Below are 15,777 nucleotides of genomic sequence, written 5' to 3' on the forward strand. Positions count from 1 at the left end.
GGTGCTTGGTAAAAAAATCAGACAACACGGTATTTACTGTGGCCTCTATTAAGTCTGGAAGCGAATTTATTCCACCAGCAAAGTAGTCCTCTACCTGCAACCGAATCATCTATTACCCCAATTACTTGTAGGCAGTGTCGTACGCAACTTACGACAACATACAGTTAAAACGTCTTACAGTATCGGATTACCTATTCGCTTAAAGTGCGCGAAGCCGCCCTACACTTCCCAGATATTTCCCCGCGGGCAACATCGGGCCAATTACCGAAGCACAACGCGTTGGCGTCAGCGGTCGATCGTGGCACGATGGCAAGGTTATCGACCGAGATCCCCAAACCATGCCGCAATCCCAAGCCAAGAATCTGTCCTTGATCGCCGCCATCGACCTGGGCTCCAACAGCTTTCATATGGTCGTGGCCAAGGCCCAGAACGGCGAGATCCGCATCCTTGAGCGGCTCGGCGAGAAAGTGCAACTGGCCGCCGGGATCGACGACGAGCGCAAGCTCAATGAAGAATCCATGCAGCGCGGGCTCGATTGCCTCAAGCGTTTCGCCCAGTTGATCAACGGCATGCCGCCTGGCGCGGTACGGATCGTTGGCACCAACGCCTTGCGCGAAGCGCGCAACCGCAACGAGTTCATCCATCGCGCCGAGGAAATCCTCGGGCATCCGGTGGAAGTCATCTCGGGCCGTGAAGAGGCGCGCCTGATCTACCTCGGCGTGTCCCACACCCTGGCCGATACGCCCGGCAAACGCCTGGTGGCCGACATCGGCGGCGGTAGCACCGAGTTCATCATCGGCCAGCGTTTCGAACCACTGCTGCGTGAAAGCCTGCAGATGGGGTGCGTGAGCTTCACCCAGCGTTATTTCAAGGATGGCAAGATCACCCCGGCGCGCTATGCCCAGGCCTACACCGCAGCGCGCCTGGAAATCATGAGCATCGAACATGCCCTGCACCGCCTGACCTGGGATGAAGCCATCGGCTCGTCCGGCACCATCCGTGCCATTGGCCTGGCCTTGAAAGCCGGTGGCCATGGCACCGGCGAGGTGAACGCCGAAGGCCTGGCGTGGCTCAAGCGCAAGCTGTTCAAGCTGGGGGATGCAGAGAAAATCGACTTCGACGGCATCAAGCCCGACCGTCGCGCCATTTTCCCTGCGGGCCTGGCGATTCTCGAAGCGATCTTCGACGCCCTCGAACTGCAACGCATGGACCACTGTGACGGCGCCCTGCGCGAAGGTGTGCTCTACGACCTGCTAGGCCGTCATCACCATGAAGACGTGCGCGAGCGCACCCTCAGCTCGCTGATGGAGCGTTACCACGTCGACCTGGAACAAGCCGCCCGTGTGGAGCGCAAAGCCTTGCACGCCTTCGACCAGGTGGCCGAGGACTGGGACCTGGAAGACGGCGTCTGGCGCGAGCTACTCGGCTGGGCAGCCAAGGTGCACGAAGTGGGCCTGGACATCGCCCACTACCATTACCACAAGCACGGCGCCTACCTGATCGAACACTCGGACCTGGCCGGCTTCTCGCGGGAAGACCAGCAGATGCTCGCGCTGTTGGTGCGCGGCCATCGTCGCAATATTCCCAAGGACAAGTTTGCCGAGTTCGGTAAAGACGGCATCAAGCTGATCCGTCTGTGTGCGCTGCTGCGCTTTGCAATCCTGTTCCACCACATCCGTGGTACCCAGGAAATGCCTCAGGTCAAACTGCACGCCGATGGCGACAGCCTGGAAGTGATGTTCCCCAAAGGCTGGCTGGATGAAAACCAGCTGACCCAGGCGGACTTCGCCCAGGAAGCGGAATGGCTGACGCGGGTGGGGTTCAGCCTGAACCTGCGCTAAAGCACACTGCAAAACAAATGTGGGAGCGGGCTTGCTCGCGAAGGCGGTGGGTCAGTCAATGCATCTGGTGACTGATCCACCGCCTTCGCGAGCAAGCCCGCTCCCACATGGGATTGAGTATACCTGGGCTAGTTCACCGCCAGAATCGGGCTACCCAACTTCTCCAACAACGTCGCCTGCGCGCTGCGCGGGTTCTGGTTGCCGGTCGGGGTGTTACGCACGTAGCGCCCATCCGACTGCAGGCTCCAGCTGTGGGTGTTGTCGGTCAGGTAGCTTTCAAGCTCCTTCTTGACCCGCATGATCAACTTCTTGCCTTCCACCGGGAAGCAGGTCTCCACGCGCTTGTCGAGGTTGCGCTCCATCCAGTCGGCACTGGAGAGGAACATCTGCTCTTCGCCACCGTTGAGGAAGTAGAACACGCGGGTGTGCTCCAAGAAGCGGCCAATGATCGAGCGCACGTGGATGTTATGCGACACGCCCACAATGCCGGGGCGCAGGCAGCACATGCCACGCACCACCAGGTCGATGCGCACACCGGACTGGCTGGCCTTGTACAACGCGCGGATGATCTTCGGGTCGGTCAGCGAGTTGAACTTGGCGATGATGTGCGCAGGCTTGCCATCAAGGGCGAACTGAGTCTCGCGGGCAATCATGTCGAGCATGCCCTTCTTGAGCGTGAACGGCGCGTGCAGCAGCTTCTTCATGCGCAAGGTCTTGCCCATGCCGATCAACTGGCTGAACAACTTGCCGACGTCTTCGCACAGCGCGTCGTCGGACGTCAGCAAGCTGTAGTCGGTGTAGAGCTTGGCGTTGCCGGCGTGATAGTTGCCGGTACCCAAGTGCGCGTAGCGCACGATCTCACCGGCCTCACGGCGCAGGATCAGCATCATCTTGGCGTGGGTCTTGAAGCCGACCACCCCGTAGATCACCACCGCACCGGCCGCTTGCAGGCGGCTGGCCAGTTGCAGGTTGGACTCTTCGTCGAAACGCGCACGCAGCTCGATCACCGCGGTGACTTCCTTGCCGTTACGCGCCGCATCCACCAGCGCATCGACAATTTCCGAGTTGGCGCCGCTGCGGTACAGGGTCTGGCGCACGGCCAGCACATGCGGGTCTTTGGCGGCCTGGCGCAACAGGTCGACCACCGGGGTGAACGACTCGAAGGGGTGCAGCAGCAGGATGTCCTGCTTGCTCACCACGCTGAAGATGTTCTCGCTGTTTTGCAAAAGTTTCGGGATCTGCGGGGTGAACGGCTTGTATTGCAGCTCCGGGTGGCTGTCCAAGCCGGTGATGCTGAACAGGCGCGTCAGGTTCACGGGGCCGTTGACCTGGTACAGCTCGGATTCGGCCAGGTTGAACTGCTTGAGCAGGTAGTCCGACAGGTGTTTGGGGCAAGTGTCCGCCACTTCCAGACGCACCGCGTCGCCGTAGCGCCGCGAGAACAGCTCGCCGCGCAGGGCACGGGCCAAGTCTTCGACGTCTTCGGAGTCCAGCGCCAGGTCGGCGTTACGGGTCAGGCGGAACTGGTAGCAGCCCTTGACCTTCATGCCCTGGAACAGGTCATCGGCGTGCGCGTGGATCATCGACGACAGGAATACATAGTTGTCGCCAGCGCCACCCACCTCTTCCGGTACCTTGATGATGCGTGGCAACAGGCGCGGCGCCGGGATGATCGCCAGGCCCGAATCGCGGCCAAAGGCGTCGATACCTTCAAGCTCGACGATGAAGTTGAGGCTCTTGTTCACCAGCAAGGGGAACGGGTGCGTCGGGTCGAGGCCGATAGGCGTGATGATCGGCGAAATCTCGTCCCGGAAATAACGGCGCACCCAGGTCTTGATCTTGGCGGTCCAGTGACGACGACGAATGAAGCGGACCTGATGCTTTTCCAGTTCCGGCAGCAGGATGTCGTTGAGGATCGCGTACTGGCGGTCCACATGGCCGTGCACCAGTTCACTGATGCGCGCCAGGGCCTGGTGCGGTTGCAGGCCGTCGGCACCGGCTTGTTCACGGGCGAAGGTGATCTGCTTCTTGAGGCCGGCAACACGGATCTCGAAGAACTCGTCCAGGTTGCTGGAGAAGATCAGCAGGAATTTCAGCCGCTCCAGCAAAGGGTAGGACTCATCCAGCGCCTGCTCGAGTACGCGGATGTTGAATTGCAGTTGTGACAACTCGCGGTGGATGTACAGGCTGCTGTCATCCAGGTTGGTGACCACAGGCACTGGCGCCGGCGCAGGTGCTTCGGCTACCACCGCAGGCGGTGCGGGCTCCAGCTCCGGCGGGGTCTCGGCGACTTGTTCAACCACCGGGTGAGCGTCTTTTACGGCAACTTCTGAGAGTCCTTCGGTATTCATCGAGTGTTCCTGTGAGGGCTATTGTTGCTCTCTAAGCAATTGGGCGGCGCGGGCGGCGAAGTAGGTCAGAATGCCATCAGCGCCGGCACGTTTAAAGGCAGTCAGGGATTCGAGGATCACCCCTTCACTCAACCAACCATTCTGGATTGCCGCCATGTGCATGGCGTATTCACCGCTGACCTGATAGACAAAGGTCGGCACTTTGAATTCCTCTTTGACCCGGTAAAGAATGTCCAGGTAGGGCATCCCCGGCTTGACCATCACCATATCGGCGCCTTCGGCCAGGTCGGCTGCCACTTCGTGCAGGGCCTCTTGGCTGTTGGCCGGGTCCATCTGATACGAAGCCTTGTTGGCCTTGCCCAGGTTCAGCGCCGAGCCTACCGCATCGCGGAATGGGCCGTAGTAGGCGCTGGCGTATTTGGCCGAGTAGGCCATGATCCGGACATTGACGTGGCCAGCCAGCTCAAGGGCTTCGCGAATCGCCTGGATGCGTCCGTCCATCATGTCAGACGGTGCCACCACCTGGGCGCCTGCCGCGGCGTGGGACAACGCCTGCTTGACCAGTGCGTCGACGGTGATGTCGTTCTGAACATAACCGTCTTCGTCAAGAATGCCATCCTGGCCGTGTGTGGTGAACGGGTCCAGCGCCACGTCGGTGATCACCCCCAGTTCCGGGAAGCGCTCGCGCAGGGCACGGGTGGCACGCTGGGCAATCCCCTCGGGGTTCCAGGCTTCGGCGGCGTCCAGGGACTTGAGTTCGGCCGGAGTCACTGGAAACAGCGCCAACGCCGGAATGCCCAACTCGACCCAATTCGCCGCTTCTTCAAGCAACAAATCAATGGTCAGACGCTCCACACCCGGCATCGACGCCACCGCTTCCCGACGATTTTCACCGTCGAGCACGAAAACCGGCAGGATCAGATCATTCGTGGTCAGTACATTTTCACGTACCAGGCGACGAGAAAAATCATCACGACGGTTGCGACGCAGACGGGTGGCGGGGAACAGGCGATTGGCAGGGGTAAAGCTCACGACAGACTCCTGAGCCCGTGTTTACGGGCGAGCGTTGCAGTTATAAGCGGCCATTATGACGAATGAATGACAGTTGTGCTTATCGACGCGACCTGTAGTCCCATTCGTCATTTGCGTAGGAATTGTTCACTTCGTGACACATCTCGATACTTTCATGAATCTTCGTGAAGGCGTAGGCTGCGCGTTCATTTCGCCAGCACCCTAGACCATGCTTCAACAATTTCTGCATGACTTCGGCTACTTTGCCCTCTTTCTCGGCACGTTCTTCGAAGGCGAGACCATCCTTGTACTCGCAGGCTTCCTGGCGTTCCGTGGCTACATGGATATCAACCTGGTGGTGGTCGTTGCCTTTTTTGGCAGCTACGCCGGCGACCAGCTCTGGTACTACATGGGGCGCAAGCACGGCCGCAAGTTGCTGGCGCGCAAGCCGCGCTGGCAATTGATGGGCGACAAGGCACTGGAACATATCCGCAAGCATCCGGATATCTGGGTATTGAGTTTCCGCTTCGTCTACGGCTTGCGCACGGTGATGCCCGTGGCGATTGGCTTGTCTGGCTATCCACCGTTGCGCTATCTGGTCCTCAACGGTATTGGCGCGGCGATCTGGGCCGCGGCACTGGGGGCGGCGGCCTACCACTTCGGCGCGGTGCTGGAAGGCATGCTCGGCAGCGTCAAGAAATACGAACTGTGGGTGCTGGGCGCCTTGCTGGTGCTGGGCTTTGGCCTGTGGCTGCGCCGTCGCTTCAAGAATGCCCGCATCGCCCGCCAAGCCTGTGCCGAGGCCAAGGCTCGGCTGGCCAACGAGCCAGCCCCGGTCGAAACCCCTAAGACGCCAACCGAGTAAGCCGGCTTCTGCAACAGTAGAGGCCGATGATACTGAGCAGGCTGTAGCTCGCCAGGCCCAGCCAGCCCAGGTTGCTGGCAGGCCACAACCCCACCAGCGGCGCCAGCCATACCAACGGCACATTCAGCGCCAGGCGTGCCAGCTCGGCCTTCAGTGCCCATGGCCGATTCTCCAGCGCCACCCCCAGGGTAAACAGTCCCAGCGCCATCACGCCCCAACCGAGGGCCAACGCCGACGTGGGCAACCCTTCACCGAAGTTCATCAGATAGCTGCCAAACCCCACATAAGCCGCAAACTGCAAGGCGATGTAGACTTGTTGGCGCACGTCCAGCGGCACCTCGAATTTGCGGAACTGGCTCAGGTCCGGCTTGGCCATCGGGTACTGGGCCTTGACGTCCGCCGGCCGCCAGCCAGTGCGCATGAACCAGATGCGCAGCTTGTCCCACCAACGCTCAGTGCGCCGGGCGTCACGCCAGAGCTGCGCATAAAACTGCAGGTTAGCCCACAGCGGGTTCCAGCTGGCCAGGGGGGTGGTCACGCCAAAAATCACCGGCTCGTTATCGTCTTCCTCCTGGAAGGTGCCGAACAGCCGGTCCCAAATAATGAACACCCCGCCGTAGTTGCGATCCATGTAGAGAGCGTTCTGTGCATGGTGGGCCCGATGATTGGACGGCGTGACGAAAAACCATTCGAACCAGCCGAGCTTGGGAACATGGCGGGTATGGACCCAGAATTGATACAGCAGGTTGAGCGACGCCACGCTGATAAACACCACCAGTGGCACGCCGGCCACCGCCAGCGGCAGGTAGAAGATCCAACTCAGCAGGAAACCGGTGCTGGTCTGGCGCAAGGCAGTGCTGAGGTTGTAGTCCTCGCTCTGGTGATGCACCGAATGAGCGGCCCACAGGATGTTGCGTTCATGGCCCATGCGGTGCAGCCAGTAGTAGCAGAAGTCATAGAACACGAAGGCGAATACCCAGGTCCAGACGTTTTGGGCTGGCAACTCCAACAGCGCCAGGTGCTTGAGGGCGAACGCGTAGGTCAGCAGGCCCACGCCCTTGGTGAGCAAGCCGGTGGTGGTGGACAGCACGCCGGTGCTGAGGCTGTTGATGGCATCCGCCACTCGGTAGTTGCGCACGCCACGCCAACGGTCGGCCAACAACTCCACCACAATCAGGGCAATAAAAAACGGTACTGCGTAAGGCACAAAGTCCATGGGCTAGTCCGGTCTATTTTTGTTACATCAAGATTAGGTGCAGCGACGTGAGATCCCATTGGCAACAGGTTACAAATTAGTAGACATTTAACGCCATGAATCAGGAGAAATGCCCATGAGCAAAAAGATTGCAGTGATCCTTTCCGGCTGTGGCGTGTACGACGGCGCAGAGATCCATGAAAGCGTGATCACCCTGCTGCGCCTGGACCAGCGCGGCGCTCAAGTGGAATGCTTTGCACCCGACGTTGCGCAGTTGCACGTGATCAACCACCTCACGGGCGAAGAAATGCCCGAGTCGCGCAATGTGCTGGTGGAATCGGCGCGCATCGCCCGCGGCGCCGTGAAGGATATTGGCCAAGCCAACGCCACAGACTTTGATGCGCTGATCGTGCCGGGCGGTTTTGGCGCGGCCAAGAACCTGTCGAACTTTGCCGTGGAAGGCGCCGGCTGCAGCATCAACCCGCAGGTGCTGGCGCTGGCTGAAGCCTTTGCCGAAGCGGGCAAGCCAGTGGGGTTGATCTGCATCTCGCCGGCCCTGGCCGCCAAGATCTACGGCCCTGGCGTGACCTGCACCATCGGCAACGACGCCGACACTGCCGCAGCCCTGGACAAGATGGGCGCCACCCACATCGAATGCACGGTAGAGGACATCGTCGAGGACCCGGCGCGCAAGCTGGTAAGTACGCCGGCCTATATGCTGGGCAAGAACATCAGCGAGGTGGCGTCAGGCATCAACAAGCTGGTGGACCGGGTATTGGAGTTGACCCACGAGAACGACTGACGCCCTCTTTCTGTAGGAGCGAGCTTGCTCGCGAAGAACCTGAGAGCGCCGCGTTCATCCAGAGTGCCCGCGTTATCGTTGACGTTTTTCGCGAGCAAGCTCGCTCCTAGAGAGGCTTCATCAAGCGGGTGAGGATACGGTCCAGTGCATTGGCAAACGCCTGCTTGTCCTTTTCGCCGTGGGGCGGTGGGCCGCCGCCCATCTGGCCTTGCTCGCGCAGGTCGGTAAACAGGTTACGCACCGCCAACCGCTCGCTCATGTTCGCCGGGCTGAATTCCTTGCCACGCGGATCAAGGGCCGTCACGCCCTTCTTCACCAGGCGGTCAGCCAAGGGCACGTCGCTGCAAATCACCAGTTCGCCGGGCACGGCATGCTCCACCAGGTAATCATCGGCGGCATCCGGCCCGCTGGGCACCACAATCAACTTCACACAGGCAAAGCTCGGTTTGATCTGGCTTTGCCCTGCCACCAGCACCACCTCAAACTGGCGCTTGAGGGCGAATTTCACCACTTGGTCCTTGGCCGCCCGAGGGCAGGCGTCGGCGTCGATCCACACGCGCATGCTACGCCGCCACCCGGCGCTTTTCGCTCAGGCGGCTACGGCCATACAGCACCACAATCGCCAGGATCGCCACGGCCTGCGCCCCCAGCGAATACGCATCGGCGTGGATGCCCAGCCAGTCGAAGTCAAAGAACGCCACGGGCCGCGTGCCGAAGATGCCCGCTTCCTGCAAGGCCTTCACACCGTGCCCGGCGAACACCACCGACAGCGCGCACAGCAACGCGGCGTTGATGCCGAAGAACAGCGCCAGCGGCAGCTTCGCCGAACCGCGCAGGATCACCCACGCCAGGCCCACCAGCAGCACCAGCGCCGTGGCACCACCGGCCAGCACCGCGTTGTGCCCGGCAGGGCCGGCCTGCAGCCACAGGGTTTCGTAGAACAGAATCACTTCGAACAGTTCGCGGTACACCGAGAAGAACGCCAGCACGGCAAAACCGAAACGCCCACCGCCGCCCACCAGGCTGCTCTTGATGTAGTCCTGCCAGGCCGCCGCGTGACGCCGGTCGTGCATCCACACGCCGAGCCACAGCACCATCACACTGGCGAACAACGCCGTGCAGCCTTCGAGTAATTCTCGCTGGGCACCGCTGACGTCAATGACATAGGCCGCCAAGGCCCAGGTGGCCAAGCCTGCCAACAGCGCCAGGCCCCAGCCGAGGTTGACGCTACGCACTGCCGATTGCTGGCCGGTGTTACGCAGGAAGGCAAGGATCGCTGCCAGCACCAGAATCGCTTCCAGGCCTTCACGCAGCAGGATCAGCAGGCCAGAGATATAGCTCAACGACCAGCTCAGGCCATCGCCGCCCAGCAAGCCAGCGGATTCAGTGAGTTTGCCCTTGGCCACATCCAGGCGCTGCTGCACCTGCTCGATAGGCAAGCCGTCCTGCAACGATTGCCGATAAGCCATCAGCGCCTTCTCGGTGTCTTTGCGCACATTGGCATCGACGTTATCCAGGGAGCTTTCCACCAGCTCGAAGCCTTCCAGGTAGGCCGCGACGGACAGATCGTAAGCCTGCTCGTGGTCGCCGTTGCGGAAGGCCGCGAGGCTCTTGTCCAGGGTGGCGGCGGTGTAGTCGAGCAACTGCGCAGGGCCACGCTGAACCTGCGGCGGCTGCGCACGCTGGGCGCGGAATGTTGCCGCAGCTCCAGGGCCGTCAGCGGCGAGCACTTCATTGGGGGTCTGGCGGGCCAGGTCGGCAAGGTTGAATGTCTGCTCGCCTTTGGCGGCGGCCGGGTCGGCAGTGAAGCCAGCGATGTAGGTTGCCAGGTCCCAGCGCTGGCGGTCGTCCAGTTGGTCAGCGAACGACGGCATGTCGGTGCCTTCGACGCCCAGGCCGAGGGTGTTGTAGATCGCGTAAAGGCTCAGGCGATCCAGGCGCGTGGCATCGCGCAGGTTAGCGGGTGGCGGGGTCATGCCCATGCCTGCGGGGCCATCGCCGGCACCTGCTGTGCCGTGGCACACGGAACAATGCTGGGCGTAGAGCGGCGCGCCGCGCGTTGGGTCCGGCGTGATGGCCGGGGCCTGGCTGACTTCATACGCCACGGCCAGCTTGGCGCCCAATTGACGAGCCTGGCGGGCAACGCTCGCGCCGTCCTGGTGGGCAGTGACTGCGGCCAGCAGTTCATCAACGCCCTTTATCAGCTCGGCGCGCTCGGGCTTGTCTGGCAAATCAGCCACCAGCCCCTGCAATACCCCGAGAAACTCCACCTGTTCACGGTATTCCGAGTCATCCACCACCTTGCCCGCCTCCACCGTGGGTGGGTAGTCGGCGCCAATGTAGTCCAGCAAATGCAGGGCTTGTGGTGCGCCCTCGGCGGTCGCGGCCATCAGATTGAAGCTGCACGACAGCAACGCCGGCAGCATCAGCCAGGCGAGAAAGCGGAAAGGGGCGGTCATGAATGAATCTCAAGTGGAAATACGAAGTAACACTATTGTTGAGCTTTAATGGATTCGACTCAAGGTGTTATTTCATATCACTACAAAACGAGTGTGGGAGCGGGCTTGCTCGCGAATGCGGTGCTTCAGTCACTATTTCCTTTGACTGACACACCGCATTTGCGAGCAAGCCCGCTCCCACATTTTTGCTCCAGTCGCTTGGTCAGGCCGTGGCGCGATGCAGGCTGGCAAGGAAACCCGCAGCGCCGACAAACAAGCCAGCAAAGGTACGGTTTACGCGCTTCTGTTGTTTAGGCGTACGCAACAGGCGCAAGACTTTCGAGGCCAACCCCGTATACCCCGCCATCACGATCATATCGACGCTGATCATGGTTGCGCCGAGGATCAGGTACTGGATCAACAACGGCGCCTGCGGGTTCACGAACTGCGGCAGCACCGCCAGCATGAATACCAGCGCCTTGGGGTTGCTGGCGTTGACCAGGAAGCCGCGGAACATCATCGCCATCGGTTTGCCGATGGGGCGTACGGCGGCGTCATCGGTCATGTCCATGGGCAAGGCGCGCCATTGCTTGATGGCCAGGTACACGAGGTAGGCCACGCCGAACCATTTGATCGCATAGAACGCAGTAGACGAGGTCGCCAGAATGGCCCCCAAACCACCGGCCACCACGGCAATCTGCATCGCCAGGCCCAGTTGCAGGCCGATGGCGTTCCAGTAGCCACGCACAAAACCGTACTGCAGGCCGCTGGACATCGAGGCGATGGCGCCGGCGCCAGGAGAAAGGGAGATGATCCAACTGGCGAGGAAAAAGGCCAGCCATGTATCGAGAGCCATTGCACACCTCGTAAGGGAGTTAGCGGTTGTGCCTTAAGCTAACTCCAGCGACCAAAGGCTGGCTATAGATTTCTGTAGGAGCGAGCTTGCTCGCGAAAAATGCACAGACGATGCGGGCTGACTGCAAGCGCTGCGTTATCGTTGACGGTCTTCGCGAGCAAGCTCGCTCCTACAGGATGTTGGTGCCAGAGCCGGGCCAACGGCGCACCGAGCGCTGGAAGAACAGACTATTGGGCACCTGCACCATCGCGCTGTTGGTCCCGGCTTCCTCGACTTCGATCAGCGTGGTGTAGAGCAAGTTGATCGCCACGACCCGGCCCTTCACGCCCGGCTTGTCGACGGTGTCCACCAACTCGACGATATCACCCAGGCGAAACGGCCCGACGGTAAAGATCAGGATCGCGCACAGCAGGTTGGACAGCACCGACCACATGGCGAAGAACGCCACGGCCGCCACCGCGACAAACCCCGACAGGGCCGTCCACAGCACCGTGGCGGATACACCCAGGCGGCCCAGCACAAAGATCAACGCACTGCCCATGATCAGCCAGCGCAAGCCGCCGCGCAGGGGCATCAGCAACTGCGGCGGGAACGGATAGCGCTCACCCAGGCGCGTAAGGCCCTTGGCGACGAAGCGCTGGGCCAAGTAGCCGGCCAGCAGGATCAACAGGATTTGCACGCCGATCCAGATGGGTTCGATCCATTGCACCGGTACTGGCAATTGCAACGCTTCCATCAGGACAGCGCCTCCAGCTGCGCTTGCAGGGTTTCGAGCAACTCGAGGGCCTCCATCCAGGTTTCCTCCAATTGCCCCTCGCGCACCTTGAGCTTGGCCTGCTCGGCCAGCAAGTCACGCAGCTCGTCCTTGCGCGCCGCCTCGTACACAGCGCTGTCGCCCAGGCTGACTTCGATCTTGGCCAGGCGCTCATGCACCTTGCCCAGTTCGGCTTCCAGCTTGTCGGCTTCGCGCTTATGCGGAGCCAACTGCTGGCGCAGCGCGGCGGCGGCCTGGCGCTGGGCTTTCTTGTCGGTTTTGTCCGGGTTGACCGGCGTGTTGCTGGCCGGCGCGTTGCGCAGGCGGTATTCGGTCAGCCAGCGCGCGTAGTCGTCCAGGTCGCCGTCGAACTCTTCGACCTTGCCGTCGGCCACCAGCAGGAAGTTGTCGGTGGTGCTCTTGAGCAGGTGACGGTCGTGAGACACCACCAATACCGCACCACTGAATTCCTGCAGGGCCATGGTCAGCGCCAGGCGCATTTCCAGGTCCAGGTGGTTGGTCGGTTCGTCGAGCAGCAACAGGTTCGGGCGATCCCACGCGATCAGAGCCAGGGCGAGTCGGGCTTTTTCGCCACCGGAGAAGTTCAGCACAGGCTCGTCGATGCGCGCGCCACGGAAGTCGAAACCGCCGAGGAAGTCGCGCAGGGTCTGCTCGCGCTCGGTCGGCGCCAGGCGTTGCAGGTGCAACAGCGGGCTGGCCTTGGCGTCCAGCGAGTCCAGTTGGTGCTGGGCGAAGTAACCCACCACCGTGTTCTCGCCACGAGTGAGGCGACCGGCCAGCGGCTCAAGCTCACCCGAGAGGTTCTTGATCAGTGTCGACTTGCCTGCGCCGTTCGGGCCGAGCAAACCGATGCGGGCGCCCGGCGTGAGCTGCAGCTTGACCTTCTCCAGGATGGTTTTGTCGCCGTAGCCCAGGCGAGCATCCGAGAGGTCCAACAGCGGGCTGGAGATCTTCACCGACTCACGGAAGACAAAGTCGAACGGCGAATCGACGTGGGCCGCCGACAGCTCTTCCATGCGTTCCAGGGCCTTGATGCGGCTCTGCGCCTGGCGCGCCTTGGTGGCCTGGGCCTTGAACCTTGCGATGTAGCTTTCCATGTGCGCACGTTGCGCCTGTTGCTTTTCAAAGGCCTGTTGCTGCTGGGCCAGGCGTTCGGCGCGGGCGCGTTCGAACGCGGTATAGCCGCCACGGTACAGGGTGATTTTCTTCTGTTCGACATGGGCGATGTTATCGACCACGGCGTCGAGGAAATCCCGGTCGTGGGAAATCAGCAGCAAGGTGCCCTGGTAACTCTTGAGGAAGTCTTCCAGCCACAGGATCGCATCGAGGTCCAAGTGGTTGGTCGGTTCGTCGAGCAGCAGCAGGTCCGAAGGGCACATCAGCGCTTGGGCCAGGTTCAGGCGCATGCGCCAGCCACCGGAGAAGTCGGCGACCGGGCGGTCCATCTGTTCGTTGGTAAACCCAAGGCCAGCGAGCATCTTGCGAGCGCGGGCGTCGGCGGTGTAGCCGTCGGCGCTGTCCAGCTCCGAGTGCAGGCGCGCCTGGGCGGCACCGTCCTGGGCTTTTTCGGCTTCGGCGAGGTCGTGTTGCACCTGGCGCAGGCGCAGGTCGCCATCGAGCACGTAGTCGATGGCGATGCGGTCCAGGGTGTCGATCTCCTGGCGCATATGGGCGATGCGCCAGTCGGCCGGCAGCAGGCAGTCCCCGGAGTCCGGGGTCAGCTCACCCAGCAACAAGGCGAACAACGTGGATTTGCCGGCGCCGTTGGCACCGATCAGGCCGGCTTTGTGACCGGCGTGCAGGGTCAGCTCGGCGTCTTCAAGAAGACGTTGCGGGCCACGCTGTAATGTTAGGCTTTGAAGTCGGATCATAATGGCGGCGGAGTCTACCAGCTTCGTTGGCCGCTGGCTTGGGTGTGAATATGTGCGCTGACCTGTGGAGCTTTGCCCTTTCGACCTATGCCCGCCCGGGCGTGGAGGCCGCGTGCCTGCGCTTGCAGGAGCAAGGGGCAGACGTGTGCCTGTTGTTGTGTGGTGCTTGGCTGGAACAACGGGGTGTGGCGTACAAGCCCGAACGCATTCAGGCACTACAACAGATCGCTCATCCGTGGCGGGTGCAGGTTGTCGAACCGTTGCGACAAATGCGCGTGCAATGGCGGGACTTGGCTCAGCAGGATGCGCAATTGGCATCGCTACGCGAGCAGGTCAAGACACTGGAGCTGGAGGCCGAAAGAACGCTGCTGGCGCGCTTGGAAGCGCTGGTGCAGGCATGGCCGATCAATGAGGTGCTGGGTCAGCGAGAATGGCTTGAAGGCCTGGCGACCGAAGCCGCCAACCTTGACCACGACGCGCTGCTGCAATTGCGCGTCATGGCCACCAACACTTAGGAAGCGCTGGTTGGGGTGGTGCTTGGCGCTACCGGTGCAGGGGTGCTGCTGGCCGATGCTGTTGGAGCGGTGGCTGCTGCCGGGGTGGCAGTGGGGGCTGCTGGAGTGGCTGGCTTGGCGGGCGCTGGCTTGGCAGCTGGCTTCGCGGCCGGTTTTGCGGCAGCAGGTTTAGCGGCTGGCTTTGCGGCTGGTTTGGCAGCAGCAGGTTTAGCGGCTGGCTTCGCGGCTGGTTTGGCAGCAGCAGGTTTAGCGGCTGGCTTCGCGGCTGGTTTGGCAGCAGCAGTTTTTGCGGCTGGCTTGGCAGCTGGTTTGGCGGCAGCAGTTTTAGCGGCTGGCTTCGCGGCTGGTTTGGCAGCAGCGGTTTTTGCGACTGGCTTGGCAGCTGGTTTGGCAGCAGCAGTTTTAGCAGCTGGCTTCGCGGCTGGTTTGGCAGCAGCAGTTTTAGCAGCTGGCTTCGCGGCTGGTTTGGCAGCAGCAGTTCTAGCAGCTGGCTTCGCGGCTGGTTTGGCAGCAGCAGTTTTAGCGACTGGCTTGGCAGCTGGTTTGGCAGCAGCAGTTTTGGCAGCTGGCTTCGCGGCTGGTTTGGCAGCAGCAGTTCTAGCAGCTGGCTTGGCAGCTGGTTTGGCAGCAGCAGTTTTAGCAGCTGGCTTCGCGGCTGGTTTGGCAGCAGCCGTTTTAGCGACTGGCTTGGCAGCTGGTTTGGCAGCAGCCGTTTTAGCAGTTGGCTTGGCGGCTACTTTTGCAGGCGTACGAGCACCCAGTGCTTTAGCTACGGCTTCCTTCACACGGCCAACGCCCTGAGCCAGTTTCAGGCTTTCTTGAGCGTCTTTTTTGAGTTGGGAAATGTAGCTGCGGGTTTCGGCTTGGCGATCCTTGAGAGCATCCAGCAGCTCTTCAAGTTCTTTGACCGCGCCTTTGGCTTTGGCTTGTGCCTTGGACTTGCCGGCAGTGGCGGCGTCTTGCAGTTTGGTACGGGACTTGTGCAGTTTTTCTTGCGCTTTACCGCGTTGCTTTTCCAGTTTGGCGAGCAGTTTTTCTGCATCAGCCAAGGCTTGGGAGCACGCGCTTTCCAGATGTTCGAGCAGGCTGCCCGAAAGTTGTTGGAGCAAGTGCAACGGGGTATTTACAGGCTTCTGTTTGGCCGACATGGTTTACCTCCTGGCTGACGTGGGTGCGGCTCATACTAGCCCTCTGCTCTTACCGCCGCTAGGGCATGTTGACAGTATCCTTTGCGTTGCGTTGCACCGTGCGAAAATT

Annotated in this window: 13 protein-coding genes; 4 read left to right on the forward strand and 9 right to left on the reverse strand. The window is 61.4% G+C overall.

All coding sequences use genetic code 11. The features are described 5' to 3' along the window. The first annotated feature begins 338 nt into the window (after window positions 1-338). Window positions 339-1,841 (forward strand): exopolyphosphatase, encoded by a 1,503-nt coding sequence (gene ppx, locus PSH76_RS29210; protein WP_003195352.1) that lies wholly within the window; start codon window positions 339-341, stop codon window positions 1,839-1,841. Window positions 1,842-1,969: 128 nt separating this feature from the next. On the opposite strand, the gene ppk1 is transcribed toward ppx, so the two are convergent. Both ppk1 and hemB read right to left on the reverse strand, forming a co-directional pair. Next, window positions 1,970-4,192 carry a polyphosphate kinase 1 gene (gene ppk1 / locus PSH76_RS29215; protein WP_138762019.1) on the reverse strand — a complete coding sequence of 741 codons (2,223 nt, stop codon included), beginning with the start codon at window positions 4,190-4,192 and terminating at the stop codon, window positions 1,970-1,972. An 18-nt stretch (window positions 4,193-4,210) separates the two neighbouring features. Further along, window positions 4,211-5,224, reverse strand: a complete 1,014-nt coding sequence (hemB, locus tag PSH76_RS29220; protein WP_032894586.1) for a porphobilinogen synthase — start codon at window positions 5,222-5,224, stop codon at window positions 4,211-4,213. 208 nt (window positions 5,225-5,432) lie between these two features. Here hemB and PSH76_RS29225 point away from each other — a divergent pair, with 208 nt between their 5' ends. After that, complete coding sequence (locus PSH76_RS29225) at window positions 5,433-6,068, forward strand: DedA family protein (protein WP_032894585.1); 636 nt, start codon at window positions 5,433-5,435, stop codon at window positions 6,066-6,068. On the opposite strand, the gene PSH76_RS29230 is transcribed toward PSH76_RS29225, so the two are convergent. Beyond that, window positions 6,049-7,284, reverse strand: coding sequence for a sterol desaturase family protein (locus PSH76_RS29230; RefSeq protein WP_305493336.1), 1,236 nt, complete (start codon window positions 7,282-7,284; stop codon window positions 6,049-6,051). The two genes, PSH76_RS29225 and PSH76_RS29230, sit on opposite strands and share 20 nt — an antisense overlap. A 115-nt stretch (window positions 7,285-7,399) precedes the next feature. On the opposite strand from PSH76_RS29230, the gene elbB reads away from it, so the two are divergent. Then, window positions 7,400-8,065 (forward strand): isoprenoid biosynthesis glyoxalase ElbB, encoded by a 666-nt coding sequence (gene elbB, locus PSH76_RS29235; RefSeq protein WP_032894583.1) that lies wholly within the window; start codon window positions 7,400-7,402, stop codon window positions 8,063-8,065. A 106-nt stretch (window positions 8,066-8,171) separates the two neighbouring features. Here the strand turns inward: elbB and PSH76_RS29245 are convergent, their stop codons facing one another. From PSH76_RS29245 to PSH76_RS29265, 5 genes are all read right to left on the reverse strand, one after another. Then, entirely contained in the window at window positions 8,172-8,627 is a 456-nt protein-coding gene (locus PSH76_RS29245) for a YaiI/YqxD family protein (protein ID WP_032894581.1), read from the reverse strand. Window position 8,628: 1 nt separating this feature from the next. After that, window positions 8,629-10,524 (reverse strand): FTR1 family protein, encoded by a 1,896-nt coding sequence (locus PSH76_RS29250; protein WP_305493337.1) that lies wholly within the window; start codon window positions 10,522-10,524, stop codon window positions 8,629-8,631. A gap of 202 nt (window positions 10,525-10,726) precedes the next feature. After that, window positions 10,727-11,359 carry a LysE family transporter gene (locus tag PSH76_RS29255; RefSeq protein ID WP_032894579.1) on the reverse strand — a complete coding sequence of 211 codons (633 nt, stop codon included), beginning with the start codon at window positions 11,357-11,359 and terminating at the stop codon, window positions 10,727-10,729. A 169-nt stretch (window positions 11,360-11,528) separates the two neighbouring features. Then, complete coding sequence (locus tag PSH76_RS29260) at window positions 11,529-12,095, reverse strand: mechanosensitive ion channel family protein (protein WP_003195372.1); 567 nt, start codon at window positions 12,093-12,095, stop codon at window positions 11,529-11,531. Beyond that, on the reverse strand, window positions 12,095-14,005 hold the full coding sequence (locus PSH76_RS29265) for an ATP-binding cassette domain-containing protein (RefSeq protein ID WP_305493338.1): 1,911 nt from the start codon (window positions 14,003-14,005) through the stop codon (window positions 12,095-12,097). The genes PSH76_RS29260 and PSH76_RS29265 overlap by 1 nt, the downstream gene beginning before the upstream one ends. A gap of 50 nt (window positions 14,006-14,055) precedes the next feature. Here PSH76_RS29265 and PSH76_RS29270 point away from each other — a divergent pair, with 50 nt between their 5' ends. Beyond that, window positions 14,056-14,520 (forward strand): TIGR02444 family protein, encoded by a 465-nt coding sequence (locus PSH76_RS29270; RefSeq protein WP_278917693.1) that lies wholly within the window; start codon window positions 14,056-14,058, stop codon window positions 14,518-14,520. On the opposite strand, the gene PSH76_RS29275 is transcribed toward PSH76_RS29270, so the two are convergent. After that, window positions 14,517-15,668 (reverse strand): AlgP family protein, encoded by a 1,152-nt coding sequence (locus tag PSH76_RS29275; protein ID WP_305493339.1) that lies wholly within the window; start codon window positions 15,666-15,668, stop codon window positions 14,517-14,519. The two genes, PSH76_RS29270 and PSH76_RS29275, sit on opposite strands and share 4 nt — an antisense overlap. Window positions 15,669-15,777 lie beyond the last annotated feature (109 nt).

The sequence above is a fragment of the Pseudomonas sp. FP215 genome (genome assembly GCF_030687795.1).
GTDB classification, from domain to species: Bacteria; Pseudomonadota; Gammaproteobacteria; order Pseudomonadales; family Pseudomonadaceae; genus Aquipseudomonas; species Aquipseudomonas salmasensis.